Source organism: Acinetobacter lanii, from assembly GCF_011578285.1.
Lineage (GTDB): Bacteria > Pseudomonadota > Gammaproteobacteria > Pseudomonadales > Moraxellaceae > Acinetobacter > Acinetobacter lanii.
Genome location: NZ_CP049916.1, coordinates 2,457,287 through 2,478,117 on the forward strand (window position 1 = coordinate 2,457,287; position 20,831 = coordinate 2,478,117).

The window sequence follows — 20,831 nt, forward strand, 5'->3', positions numbered from 1 at the left end:
TGTACAGATATGGTTTGCTTGGCAGTGCTTGCTGTTGTGTTCGACTGTGATTTAGCCACATGTGCTGTTACAGTGAGTGTAGGTTTAACTTGCTTTTTTTCATTTAAGGTTTGATCGGCTTTTTTGGCTTTTGCTTTAACTGCGTTTTGCTGGCTCATCTTTTTTATCTCTTATTCTGTATAAAATGGATCATATAACCCATCATTTCACAAATCTTTTAAACCATGGATAGCCCATGCCCAACATTTTTGCATATAGGCTAGGTGAAGCTCGCTTCATCCACCAAAACAATTTGGCATCCGGTTGTGGAATGGTATATAGCTTGCCTGCATCAAGATGATTTAAGGTTTTGATTGCCACTTGATCACTGGTGACAAAAGCATGATTTTGCAATAAATCATCGGCTTTACCTGAGTATTGTTTTGGCAAACGTCCATTTTTCATAATATTGGTTGGAACAAGGGTTGGACATAGCACATTGACCCGAATATTGTCAGGATACAATTCAGATGACAGCGTTTCAGAGAGTGCCAAGACACTCGATTTGGTGACATTGTATGCGGTCATTTCAGGTGCAGCGGTATAGCCTGCTGCCGATGCCACATTGATAATTGCGCCATAGCCTTGTTGTTTAAATTTCGGCACAAAGAAATGGCAGCCATGAATCACGCCCCATAGATTGACATGCATACACCATTGCCAATCATCGAGGCTGACTTCATCAAACTTTCCACCTAAACCCACGCCTGCATTGTTAATAATCAATGAAATCGGATGACCTAAATCTTTCTCAGCTTGTTCAGACAGGGCTTGGACTGATTCTTTTTTGCCGACATCGCATTCGATCGCAACGGCTTTTTGTCCTGTTTCAGTTTGAATCAATTGCACTGTTTCTTGAGCAGCCGCTAAATTGATATCGGCACAAACCACCGATCCACCACGGCGCGCCAGTTCCAATGCAAAACTTCGTCCAATCCCGCTACCTGCACCGGTCACCACCGCATAAGCGTTGTGACTCGGCTTCCTGTTTTTCTTAATCAATCCCATGATGGATTTCCCTTATATTTTATTTTTTTGAATCTTTCTATTGAGTCAAATACGCTTAATACAAATACGCCGCTTAAACTTTTAAAGCCGGTGTAAACTCTTTAATAAAGTACGGCGTCAACACACCATCGACAGGATTCAGCAGTTTTTCTTTGTAATAGGCCAAAAATGCTGAGGTGTCATGGTCATTGGGATGAAAGTCAGGACGCAAATAATCAAAGATATGTTTTAAAGTACTGCCATATACGCCATCTTTTAAACCAAAGATCAGGCCGGCACTGCGCACCATATCTTTATAATAAGACAGGCTAATCAGGTTAGAGGGTTTACGATAGAACGGTACGATCAGCGATGCTGCTGAAATTAACACCAAAATCGTGATCAATGCAGGAAAGAAACCGGCAATACGCAAGGCATAGTTATGCGATAAATTTTGGAACACATCATAGGCAATGTCTTTATGCTCGGACTCTTCCAACATATGCCACATCCAAATTGCGCGTTGCTTTTCGTCCTGAGATTGAAAGAAAATCTCTTCATGGTTCATCATGTATTCTGCCAATACCGCTGTGAAATGTTCAATTCCTGCCATGAGAGAGAGTTTCATCGGTTGCGGGAAACGGTTAAAACCATATTCAAACACGTGATGTGCCAAGAAACGAAACAGCTTCACTGGCAAATCGGCTTTTAAAAATTCATCATTCAGCTCTTCATGCAACTTGGAGTGCAAGGCTTCCTGCCCAATCAATGCGGTGACACGCTGTTTAAGCAATGGATCTTGGATGAAATCACGATGATAACGTGCGGTATCAATCACCAAATCTTCACCATAGGTCAAGAAGATCGACAGCGATGCAAAATAGGCACTCGCCAACTCGGCATTGAGGTAAAACTTTGGATCAATTTGGGTATGGTCAAAGTTAAACTTCATATGACGAATCGGAATCATCGGAGATTGATTTTGAGGATCGAATACGACACCGTTAAAGACTTTAGCAATTGATTTTTTGATCGGCTGAAATACAGACATGGTCATTCTCAACTTTTTATATTGAATACATCAGCAATCACCCATAGGCATTGCTTGAATAGATGCTTCAAAAGTAAGGGATCTGAGGCATCTAACCATTTGCATGAGTGCTCGTTCGATTTGCAAATAATGCCTTTTGTTTAGATTGTCTAACAAAATACTGTGCTATTTTTCTCAAAAAACAGCATTTATATCAATTGGGGTCACAGTGTATTTTTAGCCTCTCTTTAGAGTAAATTTTATAGTGCGAATATTTAAACTGATTAAGTTTGCTCACGCTTTGATCTGAGATTATTTTCTATACGTCGAGTATCTCCATCCAATTAAATTAGCGAATTGATTCATGAAGGATTTTTTATGCTTTAGAATTTTTTTGAAGTATAAAAGATATCTATAAATGCTTATTTAATCGTGCTTATTCTTTCAACGATTGACACATTCAGAAACATAATGAGCATTAAAGCATCTGATTTTGTTGAATAAAACATCATACAGCCCGGTTCAAGCGTAGATCACTAGCGCCCTATGAAATGCAGGTATACAGTAGTTTTCAAGGTGATCCATTTATGATTGCGCTTGGAGTCGATTTTACTCCTTGAACCCTATGTGTAACTCTCTCATTTCGATGAACTGAACTTTTTTTAGATTAATACTTTCTCCCTCTTGTTAATCCTTTCAATTCATCCCAATCAAGCACATCTGCATGATGGATTATTCATGTCATAGAAGACACTTATTTTATTCGAGTCGTTTATCGAGCCACTCCACTGATTAATTACGAGTCATTGGTATGAAAATCAAAATCATTGAACAAAATACTGCGATTTGCATTGTCCTGCTTTTATGCGCTGTGGTCTTCTCAGTATTCAGTTATTATTCTGAAGGTCTTCCTTCCGTATTTCTCTCTATTAGCGCCCTGTTACTGGTACTTTGGAGTATTGTAGCTTGGCCGCATGATGTGGTGTACAAAATCACCTATCTTGATGAAGCTGAACAGCGCCACGAAATGAAATGTTTTATTTCCAACCGTTTTAGTGAAAAGCAACGTCAACGTTGTTTTACCCAGTGGGTACCGGGAAAAATTATTGAGGTTGAAGAAATGGAAGAAGTGGTGCATTGTCCATTCCGTTTCCGCGCCATTGGGCATATTTAAGCGTTTTATAGCACACTCTAAGGCTTTAATATTGATCAAAAAATGAGAACACTGGTTCTCATTTTTTATGCTCATTTATCAGGAGAAAATAATATTTCAGCGCAAAGGAGCATTTATTGATCCATCCAGTTATTGAACTTGCACCACTTCGCCAGTTTTACTCTGATAAATCCATTGATGATCAAATAAAGCCTCATCCAGATGATCCAACCTTAGATTGCCAATGGCAACCGCATAGAAACCATTGCCCTGCTGTTTATACTGTTGAATTTTCGCCATCAATTCATCTTCTAATTGCCCCATGATGAAATCTGAAATTACCACCACATCTGCATTTTGAAATTGCGGTTGTTGCAACATCGATACCGCATGTTCAATCGCAGGGACAATATCGGTACCGCCATGGAAGGACTGACTCAGGAAATGGATCAGTTCATCCAATGCTTGATGGTGTTGTAAGTTCATGGCTGTGAGATTGGTGGAGAAGTTAATCAGATACATGGCTCGTTTTGTTTGCATCGCTTGGGTTGCAAGATATAGCACAATGGCTTTTGCAATCAGTTCAGGATGACCATGCATCGAGCCACTGGTATCTAAACACACCACCATCGGGCCTTTTTGACCCAAAGGCTGTTTTCGATAGTGTGGGTCTTGAATCACACGGCCTTGATCTTGCCCTTGCATGTTAAAACTCATCAGATTCGATTCAAGATATTTTAAATCGAACAATACATCTAGATCAGGATCAGCCAATAAAGCCAATTCACTGGGCAAAGCCATACTCAGCTCTCTGGCCAATTTCAGCCCCATGATTTCTTCATGCACTTGCTCAGTATCAAGTATTTCTAAAACGTCGTGTTGCTCACGAACACTCAAGGCTTTACGGCGCTTCTGACTCGGTTGCGCAGTACCAATCATTTTGCAGAGTTTTAATAGGGCTGGATCGTTTTCTAAATAGGCACACCATTCTTCGAACTGCTGTACGTCTTGCAGTTGCAATTTGCCTGCCGAATAATCAATGAAAATACCGGTGTCTAGACCTAGGCTCTCACGATGCTTCGACATTTTCTGCAAAGTGGCTAGAAAGTCTTTCATTTCATCTAAAAAGGCATCACGTTGCAAAGCCAGTTGTTCAAATTCCCAATCGGCAATGGCTTGAGTAAGCTTTCTTTGCCATTTTTCTTTTAATAGTTGCACATTAAGCTGCTGGGTTTGGGTATTGAATACTTGATTTTGAGAGCCTAAATTTTGATGCGCGTGTAAACGAAGGGTTTCAGTTAAATCGGGATGACCCAATTGCGCATTAAACACTTGATACTGCTCAAGCATCTGTTGAAATTGTGCGCTAGAGAACTGATTCAAGTTTAACCAATGCTCCAACTGATACTGCGCCTCTAAAAAAGGATGCTGTTGATCTAAATTGGATTTTGCCTCATACGCCCACGCTTGAATCTTATGCTCAATCTTTTTTGCGACTTTATGATCATCTAACCAATGCTTTAACGTGGATTGCGACAATTCTCGATACAGCTGATCCGTCATATGGTGCAGTTGATGGGTGCTTGGTCTATATGGCTTCGCATGTTGAACATGCGGTGGCATCACTTGAGCATTTGAGGTCACATTCGAGTGTGTTTCAATCTCCGAATCATCCGTCGGTTGAGGATTTAATCTCGACATAACTGTTCCAAGCGCAGCGTATCTTGAATGTGTAACGCATAAGTCTGTTGTTTGGCATTCAACTGTTGTTTAAATTGCTCAATCTCATGCCCATGTACAAACACCGAATCCACTTGTGGCTCATATTCAGCGATACGCATCTGTAAAGTATTCGACGCATCCGCAAGCGCTGTTTTTAGACTGAGCACCTGTTGCAGTAAATCATATTTGCGTTGAGCGGTAATCGTGGTTCTTAAAGTACCTTTGGTGTATTTGATATACGGCGTAACCACTTCTTCAAGACCGTAATACCCCCCTTTTAATGTACACAACCGTGACCCATTAAAATTACACACAATCCCTCGAACCTCCTGCCCTGAAGCATCCACAGCAAAGAAATCCTTTTTGGTGCCCATTTTATTGAGTTCTAGATATAAAACCTTGTCTTGATAATGATGATCGAGATTGGTCACCGCACGTAAGTATTCGATGTCATTGATTAAGTAGCTTTCATAGACATCATCGGTATAGTACACACTGTTTAAAATGTCCTGTTCCAGTTTTTCTTTTTGCTCAATCAAACCCGTTAAATTCAAATCTGAATCCAAACCGATCTGCTCTATAGACTGATTCACCACTTGATGAACAAAGTCTTGATCTTCGACTTGATTCCATAAGCAATGTTTCAGCAGATACAGATCTGTCAGTAACACTTCATCTCGATCATTTAAAAAGGCTGCAGCTTTGACCAAGTAAGCCACACGCTGCCAACGACGGTCAGACACATAGACTTGATGATCATCATAGCTAAATTGCAAGCGCTGTTTGATTTCATCAAACACTTTAAGCACCGTGTCACTGAGTTGTACCTGATACATCTGTTCACGCCACTGAAGCAACTCTTGAGCAGAAATTTTTAAATCACGTTCAACTTTGATGTTAACTGCACTCGGTTTGGCTTGCAGTAGTGCATGAAAATTTGAAGCTTGTGCAATCGGTTGCACCTGCAAGCGCAAAATAAATCGATCATACAAAGCATCTAAACCCTGATTCGGTTCAGGAATTTCATTCGATGCACTGATCAACACCTTTAAAGGTACCTGCTGCACCGCTTCGCCATTCTTAAAGGTTTTTTCATTCACCAACGTCAGCAAGGTATTTAAAATAGCAGGACTGGCTTTCCAAATTTCATCTAGAAAGGCGAAATCTGCGCGTGGTAAATAATGCTCCGTTTTACGGATATATTGATCTTGTTTTAAGGCCTTAATCGACACTGGCCCGAAGATCTCTTCAGGGGTACTGAAGCGATTCATTAAATATTCAAAATAGGCATTGACCTCAAATGCGGTTGCAATCCGTCTTGAAATTAAACTTTTTGCAGTCCCCGGCGCACCATATAAAAAAGTATTTGCACCTGCTACACCCGCCAACAGACTTAAAGCAATAATATGTTCACGTTCATACATGTTTTCACTGATGGCTGAAATTAAAGTCTGAATCCGTGATTTCATTGCTTATCATCTTAATCAATAGAAGAAAAACCCATTGTAACTTTCAACGCCTGCAATAGGGAAATGTGTATGAGGTTTTCGCTCACGCAAAGCGGATCATTTCAGTTAAAATCAAGCGATCTATCTATGCATGCTTGCTCTTCATGTTCTATTTTTGGCATCTGCTCAGTCGCATTTTGAGAATCAATCGATTTCGATATCGCAGACTCACCTCAGGTGAAATTGCACTGTGTCGCCGTGTCTATGCCGATTTAATTGATTATGAGCAAGTCCGGATCATGAATCACCCTTTCCTCCCTTGGCAATCGGTGCATGTATTTATGGCACCTTGTGGCGATATTCACGCCCGTGCACATCACTACTGTGAAGATTACAGCCGTAGAAGTTTAGGTTATCAAGCGGTGTTTATTCATGAAATGGCACATGTCTATCAGCACCAGAAAAACATCAATGTCTTGGGCAAAGGCGCATACTTACAAGCAGCGTATTTCTTAAGCTTTAAAAAATATGATCCTTATGCCTATACTTTAAAAGCCGATAAAAAATTTTTCGATTACAACATTGAACAGCAAGGTGATATCGCCAAGGATATTTTCTTGGGCAAAATACCCAATATTATTTTAAATGCGCACATTCTGAAAAAATAAATCATCGAATGATCAACAGTGGCTCAACCGCCATCCTGAGCATCAGGTTTAAACAGTTCAAAACAGCTCAATGTGCAGATTTGCCCTGATCGATGTGCATCATTCACAACAATATCTGTGCGTATTGGCTTTTCTTCGACTTATGTAGATTTAATGTAGATTATTCATCACGAAACGCTAGTATATGATTTATTTTTAGATAGAATACATGCAAGTCATAATTTTTGCCGTGCAAGAAATAAGATTTAGTTGACCCATGATTCAAGCATTTTAATTTTTCGCCCTTGGCAGTAATGTTGTATCAAATACACATAGCTAGATAATTATATTTATACGAATCAGCAAGTTGTGTATATTTAACCTATAGGAATAGGACTTGATTTAAATGAATAGCTTTAAGATTTCTCTTGCTCAATTCTCTCCACATATCGGCAACATCGAAGCCAATGTTCAAAAAATGATTGAACAGGCGAATGCAGCCAAACAACAGAATGCGGATATCATCGTATTTCCTGAATTATCTACACTAGGCTATCCTGCTGAAGATTTATTACTCCGTCCAAGTCTAAGCAAACGTACGGCTGCTGCCTTCGAACAATTGGCAGCGGTTAAAGACATCGTTTTAGTATTCGGTTTTGTCAATCAAGCTGAAGATGGGCACCGCTACAACTCTGCAGCCGTGATGAAAGACGGCCAAGTATTGGGGATTTATAACAAACAAAACTTGCCAAATTACAGCGTGTTCGATGAGAAACGCTACTTCACTGAAGGTCATCAACACCTTGTTTTTGAATACCTCGGTCATAAGTTTGGTGTACTCATTTGTGAAGATGTCTGGACACTTGAAAGTGTGCAACAACTGGCACAACTCAATGTCGAAAGCATTTTGGTCTTGAATGCATCTCCGTATGAAGTGGGCAAACCTCAGCACCGTATTGTGACTCTGAAAGAGTTAGCGAAGCAACTCAACATCAGCATCGTCTATGCCAACCAAGTGGGTGGTCAGGATGATTTGATCTTTGATGGTACAAGTTTCGTGATTAACAACTCTGGCGAGTTGGCACTTGAAGCACCCAGCTTTAAAGAAGACGTGTATACCGTTGAATACGACATTCAAAACAAAGCCTATAAAAAAGTTGAAAGCGCATCTGCTTTAGACACCATGGCTGAAATCTACCAAGCTTTGGTGATGGCAACTCGCGATTACGTTCAACGTTCAGGTTTCCCAGGCGTGATTCTTGGTCTTTCAGGCGGAATTGACTCAGCGCTTACTTTGGCGATTGCGGTAGATGCCATTGGTGCAGACAAAGTTCAAGCCGTGATGATGCCTTATACCTACACCTCTCAAATCAGTGTAGAAGATGCCACTGAACAAGCAAAACGCATGGGGATTACTTTCGGTATTGCTGAAATTCACCCGATCGTAAACAGCTTCATGCAAACCCTTGCACCATTCTTTGGTAACTCACCTGCCGATGCAACTGAAGAAAATCTTCAAGCGCGTTCACGCGGCACCTTGCTCATGGGTCTTTCAAACAAATTTGGTAACCTCGTCCTGTCTACGGGTAACAAGTCTGAACTTTCAGTGGGTTATTGCACGCTGTACGGCGATATGGTCGGTGGCTTTGCGGTTCTTAAAGACGTGTACAAAACCATTGTGTTTGAATTGGCGAAATACCGTAACTCATTGGAAGAAATTCCTGTGATTCCTGAACGTGTGATTACTCGTCCACCGTCTGCTGAACTGCGTCCTGATCAAAAAGACCAAGACTCACTACCTGCTTATGATGTATTGGATGCGATTTTGTATGCATACATCGAAGAAGATCTCAGCCAAGATGACATCATTACCAAAGGCTTTGACCAAGCTGTGGTCGAGAAAGTGATTAAATTGGTTGATCGCAACGAGTACAAACGTCGCCAAGGCTGTATTGGTCCACGGATTAGTTCTCGTGCCTTTAGTCGTGAACGCCGTTATCCAATCGTGAATGGATGGAAGCCAGGTGTCTAATCCGACACCCGCTCAACAACTTGCTCAAGCGCTGATGCTTGAGCAAGTTGCTTTTATTAAACAACAATTACTCAATACGCATCATAATCAATATCTTAAAAATTTTATTCAGCATCTGTATAGCCAAGCCGATCAAATCCAACTCAAAGACGTGATCTTGCTAGAACAACTTCAGCAAGTGGTACAAAAATACGCCTTTGATTTAAATCTCGGGCCTGAGTTACTCGAATTTATAGGGGTCGTAGCACAAAAGGTGCATCAATACGCTGTCAATAGCACAGTCAGCATTCACGACCTATGCTCAGACCAAGTCTTTGAAGACTGGATCTATAAAATTTTTGAACTCGAACAAGTTCGCCACTATTTAAAAGACAATTTACAGCACAATCCCAAAGCCCAACTGGTCAGCCTACAACTTGCCAATCAAATTTTAGAAAGCAATACGCCTTGGCTTGATCATTTGCGTAAATTGAGCTTAAAGCAGCATGGCATCGGGGCAAAATTAGTCAGCTTTGTTCAAGACCAACAACAAAACATCGAGCTCAAACTTGAACAACAGCTTGCACAAGCGCTGCTCAAACAACTTGGGCAGATCATTACCCTATCCAATGCAGAACTGACTGAAATCAGCTTAGAGCTGTGGTCTGACATTAAAAACAAAACTTTGGCTGAAGTCTCATCACAAATCCAAGCGCTCGATCTGGAAGATTTCTTTGTGTTGGTCTATGAAACGTGGCGAACGCTCAGACAAATTCCTTTTATGCAAAGCCTCATTCAAAGTGTCGTCGAAGCGTTCTATGATTATTTCGGGGCATACAGCTTACAAAGCCTACTGCTTGCTGTGGGTATTGAAGAAAATGACTTATACGAAGAAACAGACCGTTTCGTGCCACATGTTCTTAAAGCATTGGATCAACGTGAGCTTTTAGACGGCATCCTTACAACGTTAATTCAACCTTTTTATTCAGCTCTAAACACTGAACAATTGATTGAATCATTTCTGCAAAACAGAAAATAAGTAAAAAACTCAGCGTCTAACGAACACAGTATTTAACCCACTCATTTATAAAAAAGCCCAGATCAACTGGGCTTTTTTTATATGAATATCAGATTCGGCAAGAAGATCGATCTACACCTCAAGCATTGCTTAAGCGCTATATTGAAAGCATCAATGCCAAGCCTATTTTTTATCTTCATCCATTGAGGTTGGAGATGTAGTTTTATCTTGCTGATGCGTATCTGTGTCGCGTTTCTGACATGCACTCAAACCAAGTCCTAAACTTAAAGCCAAAATCAGCATTATATTTGTTTTTTGCATAACTTCCTCTGTAGCATAAAATTCAATCAAGTATTCAGCATAAAGAAATTAAGAAAAAAGCGGTGCAAAATTTTATTATGGCTTTGTAATTTTTAGCGCAGCAAGCGAGAACTGATACTTCATTTAAAATTAATGGATTGATCCATCTTTTTCAGGCACAAAAAAAAAGAGACCATGCGGTGAGCATGGTCTATAAAAATGGTGGCTATGACGAGACTTGAACTTGTGACCCCCGCATTATGAGTGCGGTGCTCTAACCAACTGAGCTACATAGCCGTAAACTGTGGAGGCATTATCTAAATTTCTTGAAGGGTCGTCAAGCATTGCAAACCTCTTATGCTCACGCTTTAAGCAAATTCGTCACAAATGTGTATTTTTAATACATTTTTCAAGGTTTTTAATGTTATTTTTTATTATCGATACTTAAAAAATAGCACGACCTTAGGTTAATCTTCGCAAAATATTGAGCCTCAGCGATATGTTTTTAACTTTTAATGGCTGTCAAATGAATCAGTCGCCTCTTTGTCAATTAGAAAGCTGTGCGCATGGATGTTGTTCAATGGATTAATCATCAAACATAGATGTGTATGCAATAAAAAAAGAAGCTTAGCTCAACTCAACCGTTCTGAACAAAAATTAGTAAATATTGAAAAGATCTAAGACGTACGAAGATTCGTAATTGCTCAGCTCAATAGCATTAACCTATATTGTGCAAAACGACAATTGAATAAATACAAGATTAAACAACTTCAATCTCAAATCTTCAGTGGACAGGAAAATTCTGAGACCTTAAACGTTTATGCAAGGCATTTATCCCAAGATCAAAATTCTACTCAGCAGATTCGGTGTAAATAAATAACAAGATCGTTTTACTTCATCAATTGGCAGTAAAATTTATCTTAAAAAGATGAGAATAGATTAAAAGCTTCTCTTAAATACATATCAGTACTGATCATCTATAACTCAAGGAACGAGTTATCACTCTGCGTTTGACAAATCTCGCAGTGAATCAGAGAAGAATTTATGACCAATTCGATTGGCACATGTATTAGATTGGATTCACTGTTTTATTTTTAATTATTCTACAGATAAAAAAAGACCTCACTAGTGAGTGAGGTCTATAAAAATGGTGGCTATGACGAGACTTGAACTTGTGACCCCCGCATTATGAGTGCGGTGCTCTAACCAACTGAGCTACATAGCCGTAAACTGTGGGCGCATTATCTACTTGATTATGATATTCGTCAAGTGATTTACGCACTGTTTGATCAAATTTTGATGAAGTGAGCCGATAAGCCGGGTTCTGTCGTGAACGATCATTCCTCTAGGCGTACAATCACTCATACGCTCAAGCGACCTACCCGAATCCAGCATGGGCCATGCCTAATGGATTCCTATTTGGTCTTGCTTCCGGTGGGGTTTACCATGCCATGAACTGTTACCAGTCATGCGGTGCGCTCTTACCGCACCCTTTCACCCTTACCACTCTCTAGGCTGACCCGAAAGTCAGTTGCAAAATGGCGGTCTACTCTCTGCTGCACTTTCCGTAGGCTTTCGCCTCCCAGGCGTTACCTGGCACCTTGCCCTATGAAGCCCGGACTTTCCTCCCCTGCTTTAGTCACGAAGACCTCCACAGCAGCGATCGTCTAGCTCACTCCAAGGTGCGCATAGTAACAAACTTTAGAGTTAATTGCTTGCGCTTTTTTGAGCAATTAACTTTTTATACTTTTCCATCAAATCGTCTTCGGTTTCCACATGATTTGGATCTTTGGGAATACAGTCGACTGGACAGAACAGTGCACATTGCGGTTGATCATGATGTCCGACGCACTCGGTACACAAATCTGGGTGAATTTCATAAATCACTTCACCCATGAAAATGGCGTCATTTGGACAGACAGGTTCACAAACATCACAGTTGATGCATTCATCGGTTATAACTAAAGACACTTTACCAACCTTGTTGATGTTTCCGATCAAAGGCTTCAACCACAGCTTTCGGTACAAACTTGGTTACATCACCATTTAAACGGGCTATTTCACGTACTAAGGTAGATGAAATAAAAGAATATTGTTCTGACGGCGTTAAAAATACCGCTTCGAAATTTGAATCCAATTGACGGTTCATATTGGCCAATTGAAATTCATATTCAAAATCAGAGACCGCACGTAAACCCCGCAGTACAGCAGTTGCCTTTTGCTCGTTAAAGAAATTCACCAGCAGTCCATCAAAACCAACAAATTCAACATTGTTTAAATGGCTGAGTGACGCTTTCGCAAGCGCAACACGCTCATCTAAGCTAAAAACAGGATTTTTATGATGCCCAATTGCAATCGCCACCACCACTTCATCAAACATTTTTGATGCGCGAGAGACTAAATCAATATGACCATTGGTGATTGGATCAAAAGTTCCAGGATAGATGACACGAGTTTTAGACATCCATATGCACTCTAAGTTTATTATGTGGAGCTAGTTTAACAAAAACTTGTTTCATAACGAAATGTAGTTGCATTTGAAATCGCTTCACCTCACGCCAAGTTTAGGGCAAAATATGAGGAATCTTGGAATATTCGTATTATGTCGAAAAATATTGTCGTGAAAAAAAATAATGGTGGCACCATTGCGCAAAACAAACGCGCTCGTCACGATTATTTTATTGAAGAAAAATTCGAAGCGGGTTTGTCTTTGCAAGGGTGGGAAGTCAAATCCCTACGTGCAGGTCGAATGACCATTACAGAAAGTTATATTATTTTTAAAAATAATGAAGCCTTTTTATTTGGCGCGCAAGTTCAGCCATTATTGACTGCATCAAGTCATGTGGTGCCTGAATCCACCCGTACTCGTAAATTACTGTTGTCTCGTCGTGAGTTAGAAAAGTTACAGGGTGCGATTAACCAAAAAGGCTACACTTGTGTACCGCTTGCGTGTTACTGGAAAGGTCGCTTGGTCAAAATTGAAATTGCTTTGGTAAAAGGTAAGCAACTTCATGACAAACGTGCCACTGAAAAAGACCGTGATTGGCAACGCGACAAGGCGCGTATTTTTCATAAATAAGTCTTAGTCAGATGTCGCAAAAAAATCGCCGATTGTAATAGCAATTCGGCGGTTTTTTTATTAATGATTTTTAAATTAGCAGAACTTTAAAGAACCATAACAGTTAGACACCACTTCTTGGTTGCCCAGCTTTTGATTGGTCAATTTAAAATACACCGGATTTGAAGCAGATGCAGTATTCAAATCTGCCACAATTTTAGAGGTTAAAGGATTGTCTGCTAATAGACTCACAATCGCTGCGATACTGGTTGCTTGTGCCTGTGGTTTATTCACATAATTTGGCGTTAAAGTTTGGGTCACACGTTGAGCCACCTGTCCTAAAATATTGTCATCTAATACAATGGGATTGGTGACATTCAAATGCCCCAATTCAACCGGTTTCGCAAATGACATCCACCAACCTGGCTGTGCAACATCGGTATTTTTAGAAATATTGGCTAAACTGGATTTAGTCGCATCGCTTGCATCCACAAAAGCACCCGGCCAAAGCAGAGCAATATCTTGTACAGATAGATAGCCCCCTGTACCCGTTAGTGGAATGTTATGAAACATGCTCAACGACTGCTCAAAATCAATCTTCATATTTAGATTGGTAATTGCAGAATCCTGTCCCATTTTAAATTTAGCGGTATCTTTGAGCAGCGTGATCAATCCACAACCACGACCACTGACTTTATTACAGTTTAAATCCACTTCAAGCACATCGTTGGTAAATAAACTTGATGGATACTCCCCGGCTGAATCCGCCGCAATTGGAATTTTATTGATCACGGTACGAATATCATTCACAGTCGCTTTGGTTTGACGCACACCATTAATGGTAAATGGATTGATATTAAAGTTAGTTGAAACAGAAGGCACCGTAATCCCTGTAGATGCAGATGAAGATGGCTTACTGACAAAGTTAATATCGGTGTCTGCAAGTAAACAGGTCCCCAAAACACCTGCACATAGTCGTGCTACACCACCCAATTGTTGATTTTGAGTGAGACCGAAGGTGGTTTGTGCAGTTTTGGCCGTACCTGTCGTACCCGCAACGCGCATAAAACCACTTAAGTTTTGAATACCATCTGTGCTACTCGGGTTAGAAGTGTTGTTTAACCCTGTAGACAACAAGGCATTGATACTTTCTGCACTCAGCCTAAAGCCCTTCACTTCACGTGTAGATGCAGAATTTGGGTTAACGATGGCAAATTCGATAAAGGGATTACTTAACACCGCACTTTTTGACGGACGTCCGTTGTTATAGATCGGGTTGCCATTGGTGTCATAGGAATCAGGTAGACCCGAAAGTGATAAGTTTTTAATGTCAATATCACAGCCCCCTGTCCCATTGATCCCGCCACAGCCCAATTGTAGATTGGCAATATTGGCATTCAATTCCATTTCGGCTTCTAAACCTAATTTATAGAATCCCACATTGTTTGAACCACTGATATTTTTCATGGGATTGGTGGAATCTGTAGGTGCCAAGTAGCTCAAACTCATCAATGCTTGACCATTGACATTAGACAGCTCATTATCCGTCAAACTTTGCATATTCGAACTTTGGGCAAGACAATAGCTAGATAATCCCATTGTCATTGGGATCAAGATACTGCATAGACCTATCGGCCGTTTAGAGATCATCATGTCTCTCCATACTATTTTATTTTTTATATTGCTTATTCCTTAAGCATCTTTATTATTAACAGCTCTGCATAAAAAGCTCAATTTGATTAATTGTTAATCAATATTTTTTAAAACTGTGATCTACCCTTCACGCACTTAAAAAATTACATTAAGCACTTGTTTTATAAATTTTTTTATATTTATTTATCTCTTTTTTTTACACATGCTTTTCCGACCAATGGACATTCTGATTTTAAAATGGATCAGCTTATTGCACCAAACGGTCATAAAAAAACCTCCATGAGTGGAGGTTTTGAAAATAAGGCAAAGTCTAAAAACAAGATTAACAGAATTTCAAATTGCCATAGCAGTTCGGGGCAAAGCTTTGTTTGGAAAGTTGTAGATCTTTCAGTGGAAAATTCAAAGAAGTATTGGGTAGATTGACATTACCCACAGTCAAAGCATCTCCAAACAAGCAATTTAACAAATTACAGGTAGGTGGATTATTGGTAATGTAATTACTGATCGGGTTCACCACTTGCTTCAATACATCATTGGTCACTTGAATTTGATCAGTTGGCGTCACATCACCAATATCAATCGCATCGTCAAAGGCTAACCACCAGCCTTGATTAGCTGCAGCATCAGCTTTAGGCCACCAAATCTGTTGATTTTGTAGCGACAAGGACATTGGATTATTCACATTCAGTTTATGTACATAACCTAGATTTTCATCTACGGTAATATTGGCTTTTAACCCGGTAATATTACCATCCACAACTTTTTGTAGTTTGAGTAAACCTAATGAGATATTTAAAGCTGCTTGTAAATCCCCAGTGAAATCTAACTGATGAATATTGGCATAACCATCCAGTTTAACTGTAGACATACGCGTGCCATTTACGGTTGTACCATTCAAAAAGATGTCCGCCTGTGCAGACTTTAAATTAAGGCTATAGTTGTTAGATTGGAAACCAAGCGATGGACACACTACAATGAATACACAGGCCTTTACTTTACCGTCAATGGTCATGCCAGTATCGTTATACGTCATGGTTCTAGCAGCCGTAGATGCCTTCCCTGTTGACGGATTAATCTTCATATAGCCACTTAGGCTATTGATACCATTGGCTTTCGCACTGTTTTCATCACCTAAAGTTAATAAGCCGAGTGCTTTCTCTGCACTCAAACGCATACCCACAACTTCACGGGTTGACGCTTTTTCAGGGTTTTTAATGGCAAATTCAATAAAAGGATTGGTTAATTTTGCTGATGAACTTGCTCGTCCAGTATTGGTATCCGCAGCACCACTCAAGCTCAGATTATCGATATCAATATCACAACCATTGGCACCATTCACCCCCCCACAGCCGAGTTGCAGCTTTTTAATATTGGCATTCAGTTCTAAATCTGCTTCCATGCCAAGCTTATAAAAACCAATGCCTTTACCTGCCATTTTATTGTCTGTATCAGTAGGCGAAATAAAGGTTAGACTCATCAACGACTGACCCGTGACATCAGATAACTCAGTGTCTGACATCGCTTTAAGCTGATCTGAAGCATGTGATAATACAGCGCTCAATCCAAGCGGAACACATAAACTTAGACACTGCATCGATCTTTTTAACAACATAACACTCAAACTCCAATTCTTATTTTTTTGGCTCTTTTATCGCGTGTTCATGTCCATGAACTGATGAGAAGCTGGTTATTATTCTATACAACAGCAATGAATGGTAGATAAATGTGCAATACATCACAATTATATTGTAATAAGATACAAAAAAACCACGCCTTAATTGAGTCGTGGTTAGATCGGTTTTTATTCAAATTACGTGACTAATGGTCTACTGCTTTAACCAACATTAAATAAGTTATTTAATCGAAGAAATGGCTCAAGCCTTAGTTTGGATGCATTTTTTGAATCAAGCCCGCAATGTATTCACCAAACCAAATCGCTGTGTCTAAATCCCCTTGCGGCGGCGTGATCTCGACCGGCGCATTATCTGATTGGGTCATTAAACCAAGGCTACTCGACAAGCGGTTTAAATCCGTGTCTGCATGTCCTGTGGTCATCAGCGGTAACCCTGTCCATAACATCCCATGTTGCATCGCGAACAAATTGATTTGTTGCAGTACAGAGAGTTTGTCTCCACTCAGGCCACCCGAATTGGTAAAGCCTGCAGCAAGTTTGCCTTGCCAATCACGATTTTTCCAACGCTTAGAGCTTGAGTCCATAAACATTTTAAATGGACCACTGACGCTACCCATATAGGTTGGGCTACCAAACACAATCGCATCGGCTTGATCCAACAGCTCCCAATCAATCTGTTCGATCGACATACTATGCACAGTCATTTTGAGCTTAGATGCCCCTTGAGCAATGTACTGCGCTACTTTAGCGGTATGACCATAAGGACTGTGATAAACGATAGCAAGAGACTTAGAAGAATCAGACATAACAAAACAAATTGACAATGTGTCAGTAGTTTACCTTAACTATCGCATAAATACGAATGTTGCCATCCTCCCTGCCTTAGGATTACGGCGATAAGAATAGTAGTGTTCCGCTTGGCGATAAGAGCATTGATCTCCACCCAAGACTTTTTCAATACCGTGTTGATTTAAAATGTAACGTGCAATCTCGTACAAATCGGCTTGGAATTTACCCACATTTTTACTGTGTTCAAATGCAGACTCAAGTTTTGGATATTTCTCACAAAAAGCCTGTTTCACTTCAGCCCCCACTTCAAAACAGGGCTGACTAATGGCAGCGCCGAGCCATGCCCATGTCGGTGCAGTTTGCATTTCAGCAAGGGTATTTTCAATGATACCACCGGCAAGTCCACGCCAACCTGCATGCAAATTCGCGACTTCGGTGCCACTTGCATTGCCTAGCACCACAGGCAAACAATCTGCGGTCATCATCATTAGGGCATGGGCTTTTTGTTGTGTGACTAAGCCATCACCAATTAAGGCATCAAACGGCATTTCATCATTGATGGTATGACAAATAGTGCTGTGGGTTTGGGTCATCCAAGTGATTTTATTAACCCCAAATTCAGCAAAATCATTCAATAAGCTCATACGATGCTGTTGAACGCGACGTGGATCATCTTGCACATGCAAAGCCAAATTAAAGCCTGCAAGCTCAGATATTTCTGATGCTAAGGCTTTAGGGTGCTCAATTTGAGTTTGCCCGACAAAAACACCTTCAGGTAATCCCTCAACCAAATGCATGTACATATCCTTTATATAAGCAATGAATCATCGAAATCTATATGATCTTGAAAACTGTATATGTCTAGCAAACCCAATGTGGATTTGCTAGATCTTTAAAATAACTCTCATCAAAGACTCTAGATCTTTTTAAGAGCCTCAACTGAAATTAATACGCTTTATTTTCAGTACGTAAAACTTCAAGTAAATTTACAAAGTCTTCAGGCCACGGCGCTTCAAACATCATGTCTTCACCTGTTTTTGGGTGAACTAAACCGAGTTTAAAAGCATGCAATGCTTGACGTTTAAAACCACGTAGCGTACTCGCCAACAGTTCCGAAGCGCCTGATGGCACTTTAACACGGCTGACATAGACTGGATCGCCGACCAATGGGAAGTTGATATAGCTAAAATGCACACGAATCTGATGGGTACGCCCGGTTTCCAATTGTGCTTGTACACGGGTGAAATGTTGGAAACGCTCTTTGACATTATAATGCGTTACCGCATCACGACCGCCCGGCAAAATCGCCATTTTAATACGGTCAACAGGATGACGTTTGATCGGCTCATCAATGGTACCACCGGCAATAATACGACCGTAACAGATCAAATCATAAATTCGGTAAACCGATTTCTTCGCCAACTGCTTGCTTAACGAAAATTGTGCCTCGAGATTCTTCGCCACCACCAATAGACCACTGGTGTCTTTATCAATACGGTGGACTAAACCTGCACGTGCAAGCTCTGCAGATTTTGGATAATGGTATAACAGTGCATTGACCAAAGTGCCTGATGGATTACCAGCACCCGGATGGACAACCATCCCGACAGGTTTATTGATCACCATAATATCGTCATCTTCATAGACAATATTTAAAGGAATATCTTCAGGTTGCGCAGTGGTTTGTGCTTCAAGCTCAACATCTAAAGTCAGGTTTTCATTGCCTTCACATTTGTACTTGGGTTTAACCACGTTACCATTTACCAACAGATGACCATCCTTCATCCATTGTTTCAGTCTTTCGCGTGAAAAATCGCTCCAAACGATCGCTGCAACTTGGTCGATCCGTTGACCTAAATAGCTCTCATCCAATTGAAATTGCAACGATAAACGTGTTGCAGTTGCGGCAGAATTGTGATTATCTGCATCCTCAGAATCTTCAAGTAAAATGAAGTCATTTTCTGGGACATTAGAATTAGAAGATTGTGCTGAAGTCATTTGCTCATTCGGACAAAAGTGGTTTAATAGTGCAATTGTAGCCTATTGCCCGTATAAACAGAGGAATTTTTATGTCGCTACCACGTTATAAAGTTACAATGCTTGCTTTATCGTTAGGTTTATCAGCTACATTAGTTGGTTGCAGTACACTTACAAAGAAAAAAGAAGTCGTTGATGCTGGACCTCAGTCAACAGAACAAGTGTATTATGACAAAGCACAAAAATCATTAGAACGTGGACAATACAGCGACGCGGCACAATCATTAGAAGCTTTGGATACCTATTTCCCGACAGGTCAATATTCGCAAAAAGCGCAACTTGATTTGTTGTATACCAAATTCAAGCAAAAAGATTATGAAGGCACCATTGCCCTTGCTGAGCGTTTTATTCGTTTAAATCCACAGCATCCGAATGCAGATTACGCTTATTATGTACGCGGTGTGGCGAATATGGAGCAAAACTACGATGGTTTGCTGCGTTATACCTCATTGCAACAGTCGCACCGTGATGTCAGCTATTTAAAAGTCGCTTACCAAAATTTTGTCGATTTCATTCGTCGTTATCCAAGCAGTGAATATGCAGTTGACGCAGCGCAACGGATGAAATTTATTGGTCAAGAATTGGCTGAAAGCGAAATGAATGCAGCACGTTTTAACATTAAACGTAAAGCTTACTTGGCCGCAGTTGAGCGTTCACAGTGGGTGGTTGAGCATTTTCCAGAAACCCCACAAATCCCTGAAGCTTTAGCGACGATGGCCTATGGCTATAGTAAGTTGGGTGATAAAGCGACTTCTCAACAATATGTTGATTTGCTCAAGCTGAATTATCCAAACATGGTTAGATCAAATGGTGAAGTAAACTTACGTGCTGCACGTCGTGATGGCAACTGGATCAACAAAGCCACGTTGGGTATTTTGGGTCGTGAAGCCAAAGCGCAAGATGTTAATTCGGACAATGTAGTGAGTACAGAATCTGAATCACCAAGCTTGATCAACCGTTTAAGCTTCGGCTTATTAGGCAATCATGATGAAGCTTCTGCTGAACAGCATGTGCCTGCCAATGAAAGCTTATACGATGCGCAGCGCACTAAAGCTTTAGAAGCAAACACTGAAAAAGCCAATGAGCAAGTTGAACAGCCAAAACGCAGTTTAACCAACCGTCTCAGCTTCGGATTATTTGGTAAAGATGGGACTGAGCAAACTACTGAATCCTCAAGCGAAACTCAAACGCCATAATTTTAGAAAATTGAAACGGAACTCGTTCCGTTTCAATCATCTAACCAATAACAAGCGGATAAATCATACAAATAAAGCGCATTGATATATATTATTGGCATATTATGTTT

At 40.4% G+C, this 20,831-nt stretch carries 18 protein-coding genes, 2 tRNA genes and 1 other RNA gene; 6 read left to right on the forward strand and 15 right to left on the reverse strand.

Annotated elements, in window-relative coordinates; all coding sequences use genetic code 11:
• Positions 1-201 precede the first annotated feature (201 nt).
• Both G8D99_RS11070 and G8D99_RS11075 read right to left on the reverse strand, forming a co-directional pair.
• Entirely contained in the window at positions 202-1,047 is an 846-nt protein-coding gene (locus G8D99_RS11070; RefSeq protein ID WP_166325805.1) for an SDR family NAD(P)-dependent oxidoreductase, read from the reverse strand.
• Between the two features lie 73 nt (positions 1,048-1,120).
• A complete protein-coding gene (locus G8D99_RS11075) occupies positions 1,121-2,077 on the reverse strand; it encodes a metal-dependent hydrolase (protein WP_166325808.1) in 957 nt (318 codons plus the stop codon).
• Positions 2,078-2,867: 790 nt separating this feature from the next.
• Between G8D99_RS11075 and G8D99_RS11080 the strand changes: the two genes are divergently transcribed.
• Complete coding sequence (locus G8D99_RS11080) at positions 2,868-3,230, forward strand: hypothetical protein (RefSeq protein ID WP_166325811.1); 363 nt, start codon at positions 2,868-2,870, stop codon at positions 3,228-3,230.
• 129 nt (positions 3,231-3,359) lie between these two features.
• Here the strand turns inward: G8D99_RS11080 and G8D99_RS11085 are convergent, their stop codons facing one another.
• Positions 3,360-4,910: a VWA domain-containing protein gene (locus tag G8D99_RS11085; protein WP_227554308.1), complete on the reverse strand. Its 1,551-nt coding sequence runs from the start codon at positions 4,908-4,910 to the stop codon at positions 3,360-3,362.
• Complete coding sequence (locus tag G8D99_RS11090; protein ID WP_166325814.1) at positions 4,898-6,400, reverse strand: AAA family ATPase; 1,503 nt, start codon at positions 6,398-6,400, stop codon at positions 4,898-4,900. The genes G8D99_RS11085 and G8D99_RS11090 overlap by 13 nt, the downstream gene beginning before the upstream one ends.
• A 143-nt stretch (positions 6,401-6,543) precedes the next feature.
• Here G8D99_RS11090 and G8D99_RS11095 point away from each other — a divergent pair, with 143 nt between their 5' ends.
• The 3 genes from G8D99_RS11095 to G8D99_RS11105 all read left to right on the forward strand — a co-directional run bounded on the left by G8D99_RS11095 (position 6,544) and on the right by G8D99_RS11105 (position 10,076).
• On the forward strand, positions 6,544-7,047 hold the full coding sequence (locus tag G8D99_RS11095; protein WP_166325817.1) for a hypothetical protein: 504 nt from the start codon (positions 6,544-6,546) through the stop codon (positions 7,045-7,047).
• Positions 7,048-7,432: 385 nt separating this feature from the next.
• A complete protein-coding gene (locus G8D99_RS11100) occupies positions 7,433-9,058 on the forward strand; it encodes an NAD+ synthase (RefSeq protein ID WP_166325820.1) in 1,626 nt (541 codons plus the stop codon).
• Positions 9,051-10,076 carry a hypothetical protein gene (locus tag G8D99_RS11105; RefSeq protein ID WP_227554309.1) on the forward strand — a complete coding sequence of 342 codons (1,026 nt, stop codon included), beginning with the start codon at positions 9,051-9,053 and terminating at the stop codon, positions 10,074-10,076. Before G8D99_RS11100 ends, G8D99_RS11105 begins: the two co-directional genes overlap by 8 nt.
• A 162-nt stretch (positions 10,077-10,238) precedes the next feature.
• Here G8D99_RS11105 and G8D99_RS11110 read toward each other — a convergent pair whose 3' ends face one another.
• The 6 genes from G8D99_RS11110 to coaD form a co-directional block, all read right to left on the reverse strand.
• Positions 10,239-10,376, reverse strand: coding sequence for a hypothetical protein (locus G8D99_RS11110; protein WP_166325826.1), 138 nt, complete (start codon positions 10,374-10,376; stop codon positions 10,239-10,241).
• A 199-nt stretch (positions 10,377-10,575) separates the two neighbouring features.
• Positions 10,576-10,652, reverse strand: a tRNA-Met gene (locus G8D99_RS11115).
• Between the two features lie 851 nt (positions 10,653-11,503).
• A tRNA-Met gene (locus tag G8D99_RS11120) sits at positions 11,504-11,580 on the reverse strand.
• Positions 11,581-11,652: 72 nt separating this feature from the next.
• Positions 11,653-12,034, reverse strand: an RNA gene (rnpB, locus tag G8D99_RS11125) — RNase P RNA component class A.
• Between the two features lie 28 nt (positions 12,035-12,062).
• Positions 12,063-12,326, reverse strand: a complete 264-nt coding sequence (locus G8D99_RS11130) for a YfhL family 4Fe-4S dicluster ferredoxin (RefSeq protein ID WP_166325829.1) — start codon at positions 12,324-12,326, stop codon at positions 12,063-12,065.
• 1 nt (position 12,327) lies between these two features.
• Entirely contained in the window at positions 12,328-12,819 is a 492-nt protein-coding gene (gene coaD / locus G8D99_RS11135) for a pantetheine-phosphate adenylyltransferase (RefSeq protein WP_166325832.1), read from the reverse strand.
• A 138-nt stretch (positions 12,820-12,957) separates the two neighbouring features.
• Here coaD and smpB point away from each other — a divergent pair, with 138 nt between their 5' ends.
• A complete protein-coding gene (gene smpB / locus G8D99_RS11140) occupies positions 12,958-13,434 on the forward strand; it encodes an SsrA-binding protein SmpB (RefSeq protein WP_166325835.1) in 477 nt (158 codons plus the stop codon).
• A 75-nt stretch (positions 13,435-13,509) separates the two neighbouring features.
• On the opposite strand, the gene G8D99_RS11145 is transcribed toward smpB, so the two are convergent.
• The 5 genes from G8D99_RS11145 to rluD form a co-directional block, all read right to left on the reverse strand.
• The gene (locus G8D99_RS11145) at positions 13,510-14,973 is read right to left on the reverse strand and encodes a hypothetical protein (RefSeq protein ID WP_227554311.1); all 1,464 of its coding nucleotides are present in this window, start codon (positions 14,971-14,973) and stop codon (positions 13,510-13,512) included.
• A 415-nt stretch (positions 14,974-15,388) separates the two neighbouring features.
• Positions 15,389-16,678 (reverse strand): hypothetical protein, encoded by a 1,290-nt coding sequence (locus tag G8D99_RS11150; RefSeq protein WP_227554314.1) that lies wholly within the window; start codon positions 16,676-16,678, stop codon positions 15,389-15,391.
• A 269-nt stretch (positions 16,679-16,947) separates the two neighbouring features.
• A complete protein-coding gene (locus tag G8D99_RS11155) occupies positions 16,948-17,505 on the reverse strand; it encodes a flavodoxin family protein (RefSeq protein ID WP_166325838.1) in 558 nt (185 codons plus the stop codon).
• 39 nt (positions 17,506-17,544) lie between these two features.
• Positions 17,545-18,285: a peptidoglycan editing factor PgeF gene (gene pgeF / locus G8D99_RS11160; RefSeq protein ID WP_166325841.1), complete on the reverse strand. Its 741-nt coding sequence runs from the start codon at positions 18,283-18,285 to the stop codon at positions 17,545-17,547.
• A 148-nt stretch (positions 18,286-18,433) separates the two neighbouring features.
• Positions 18,434-19,486 (reverse strand): 23S rRNA pseudouridine(1911/1915/1917) synthase RluD, encoded by a 1,053-nt coding sequence (gene rluD, locus G8D99_RS11165; RefSeq protein ID WP_166325844.1) that lies wholly within the window; start codon positions 19,484-19,486, stop codon positions 18,434-18,436.
• Positions 19,487-19,557: 71 nt separating this feature from the next.
• Here rluD and G8D99_RS11170 point away from each other — a divergent pair, with 71 nt between their 5' ends.
• On the forward strand, positions 19,558-20,721 hold the full coding sequence (locus G8D99_RS11170; RefSeq protein WP_166325847.1) for an outer membrane protein assembly factor BamD: 1,164 nt from the start codon (positions 19,558-19,560) through the stop codon (positions 20,719-20,721).
• Positions 20,722-20,831: the final 110 nt, after the last annotated feature.

Coding starts and splice junctions, on each gene's coding strand:
- G8D99_RS11070 (WP_166325805.1), bottom strand. CDS start 1,047: ATGGGATTGATTAAGAAAAACAGGAAGCCGAGTCACAACGCTTATGCG.
- G8D99_RS11075 (WP_166325808.1), bottom strand. CDS start 2,077: ATGTCTGTATTTCAGCCGATCAAAAAATCAATTGCTAAAGTCTTTAAC.
- G8D99_RS11080 (WP_166325811.1), top strand. CDS start 2,868: ATGAAAATCAAAATCATTGAACAAAATACTGCGATTTGCATTGTCCTG.
- G8D99_RS11085 (WP_227554308.1), bottom strand. CDS start 4,910: ATGTCGAGATTAAATCCTCAACCGACGGATGATTCGGAGATTGAAACA.
- G8D99_RS11090 (WP_166325814.1), bottom strand. CDS start 6,400: ATGAAATCACGGATTCAGACTTTAATTTCAGCCATCAGTGAAAACATG.
- G8D99_RS11095 (WP_166325817.1), top strand. CDS start 6,544: ATGTTCTATTTTTGGCATCTGCTCAGTCGCATTTTGAGAATCAATCGA.
- G8D99_RS11100 (WP_166325820.1), top strand. CDS start 7,433: ATGAATAGCTTTAAGATTTCTCTTGCTCAATTCTCTCCACATATCGGC.
- G8D99_RS11110 (WP_166325826.1), bottom strand. CDS start 10,376: ATGCAAAAAACAAATATAATGCTGATTTTGGCTTTAAGTTTAGGACTT.
- coaD (WP_166325832.1), bottom strand. CDS start 12,819: ATGTCTAAAACTCGTGTCATCTATCCTGGAACTTTTGATCCAATCACC.
- smpB (WP_166325835.1), top strand. CDS start 12,958: ATGTCGAAAAATATTGTCGTGAAAAAAAATAATGGTGGCACCATTGCG.
- G8D99_RS11145 (WP_227554311.1), bottom strand. CDS start 14,973: ATGCAAAGTTTGACGGATAATGAGCTGTCTAATGTCAATGGTCAAGCA.
- G8D99_RS11150 (WP_227554314.1), bottom strand. CDS start 16,678: ATGTTGTTAAAAAGATCGATGCAGTGTCTAAGTTTATGTGTTCCGCTT.
- G8D99_RS11155 (WP_166325838.1), bottom strand. CDS start 17,505: ATGTCTGATTCTTCTAAGTCTCTTGCTATCGTTTATCACAGTCCTTAT.
- pgeF (WP_166325841.1), bottom strand. CDS start 18,285: ATGCATTTGGTTGAGGGATTACCTGAAGGTGTTTTTGTCGGGCAAACT.
- rluD (WP_166325844.1), bottom strand. CDS start 19,486: ATGACTTCAGCACAATCTTCTAATTCTAATGTCCCAGAAAATGACTTC.
- G8D99_RS11170 (WP_166325847.1), top strand. CDS start 19,558: ATGTCGCTACCACGTTATAAAGTTACAATGCTTGCTTTATCGTTAGGT.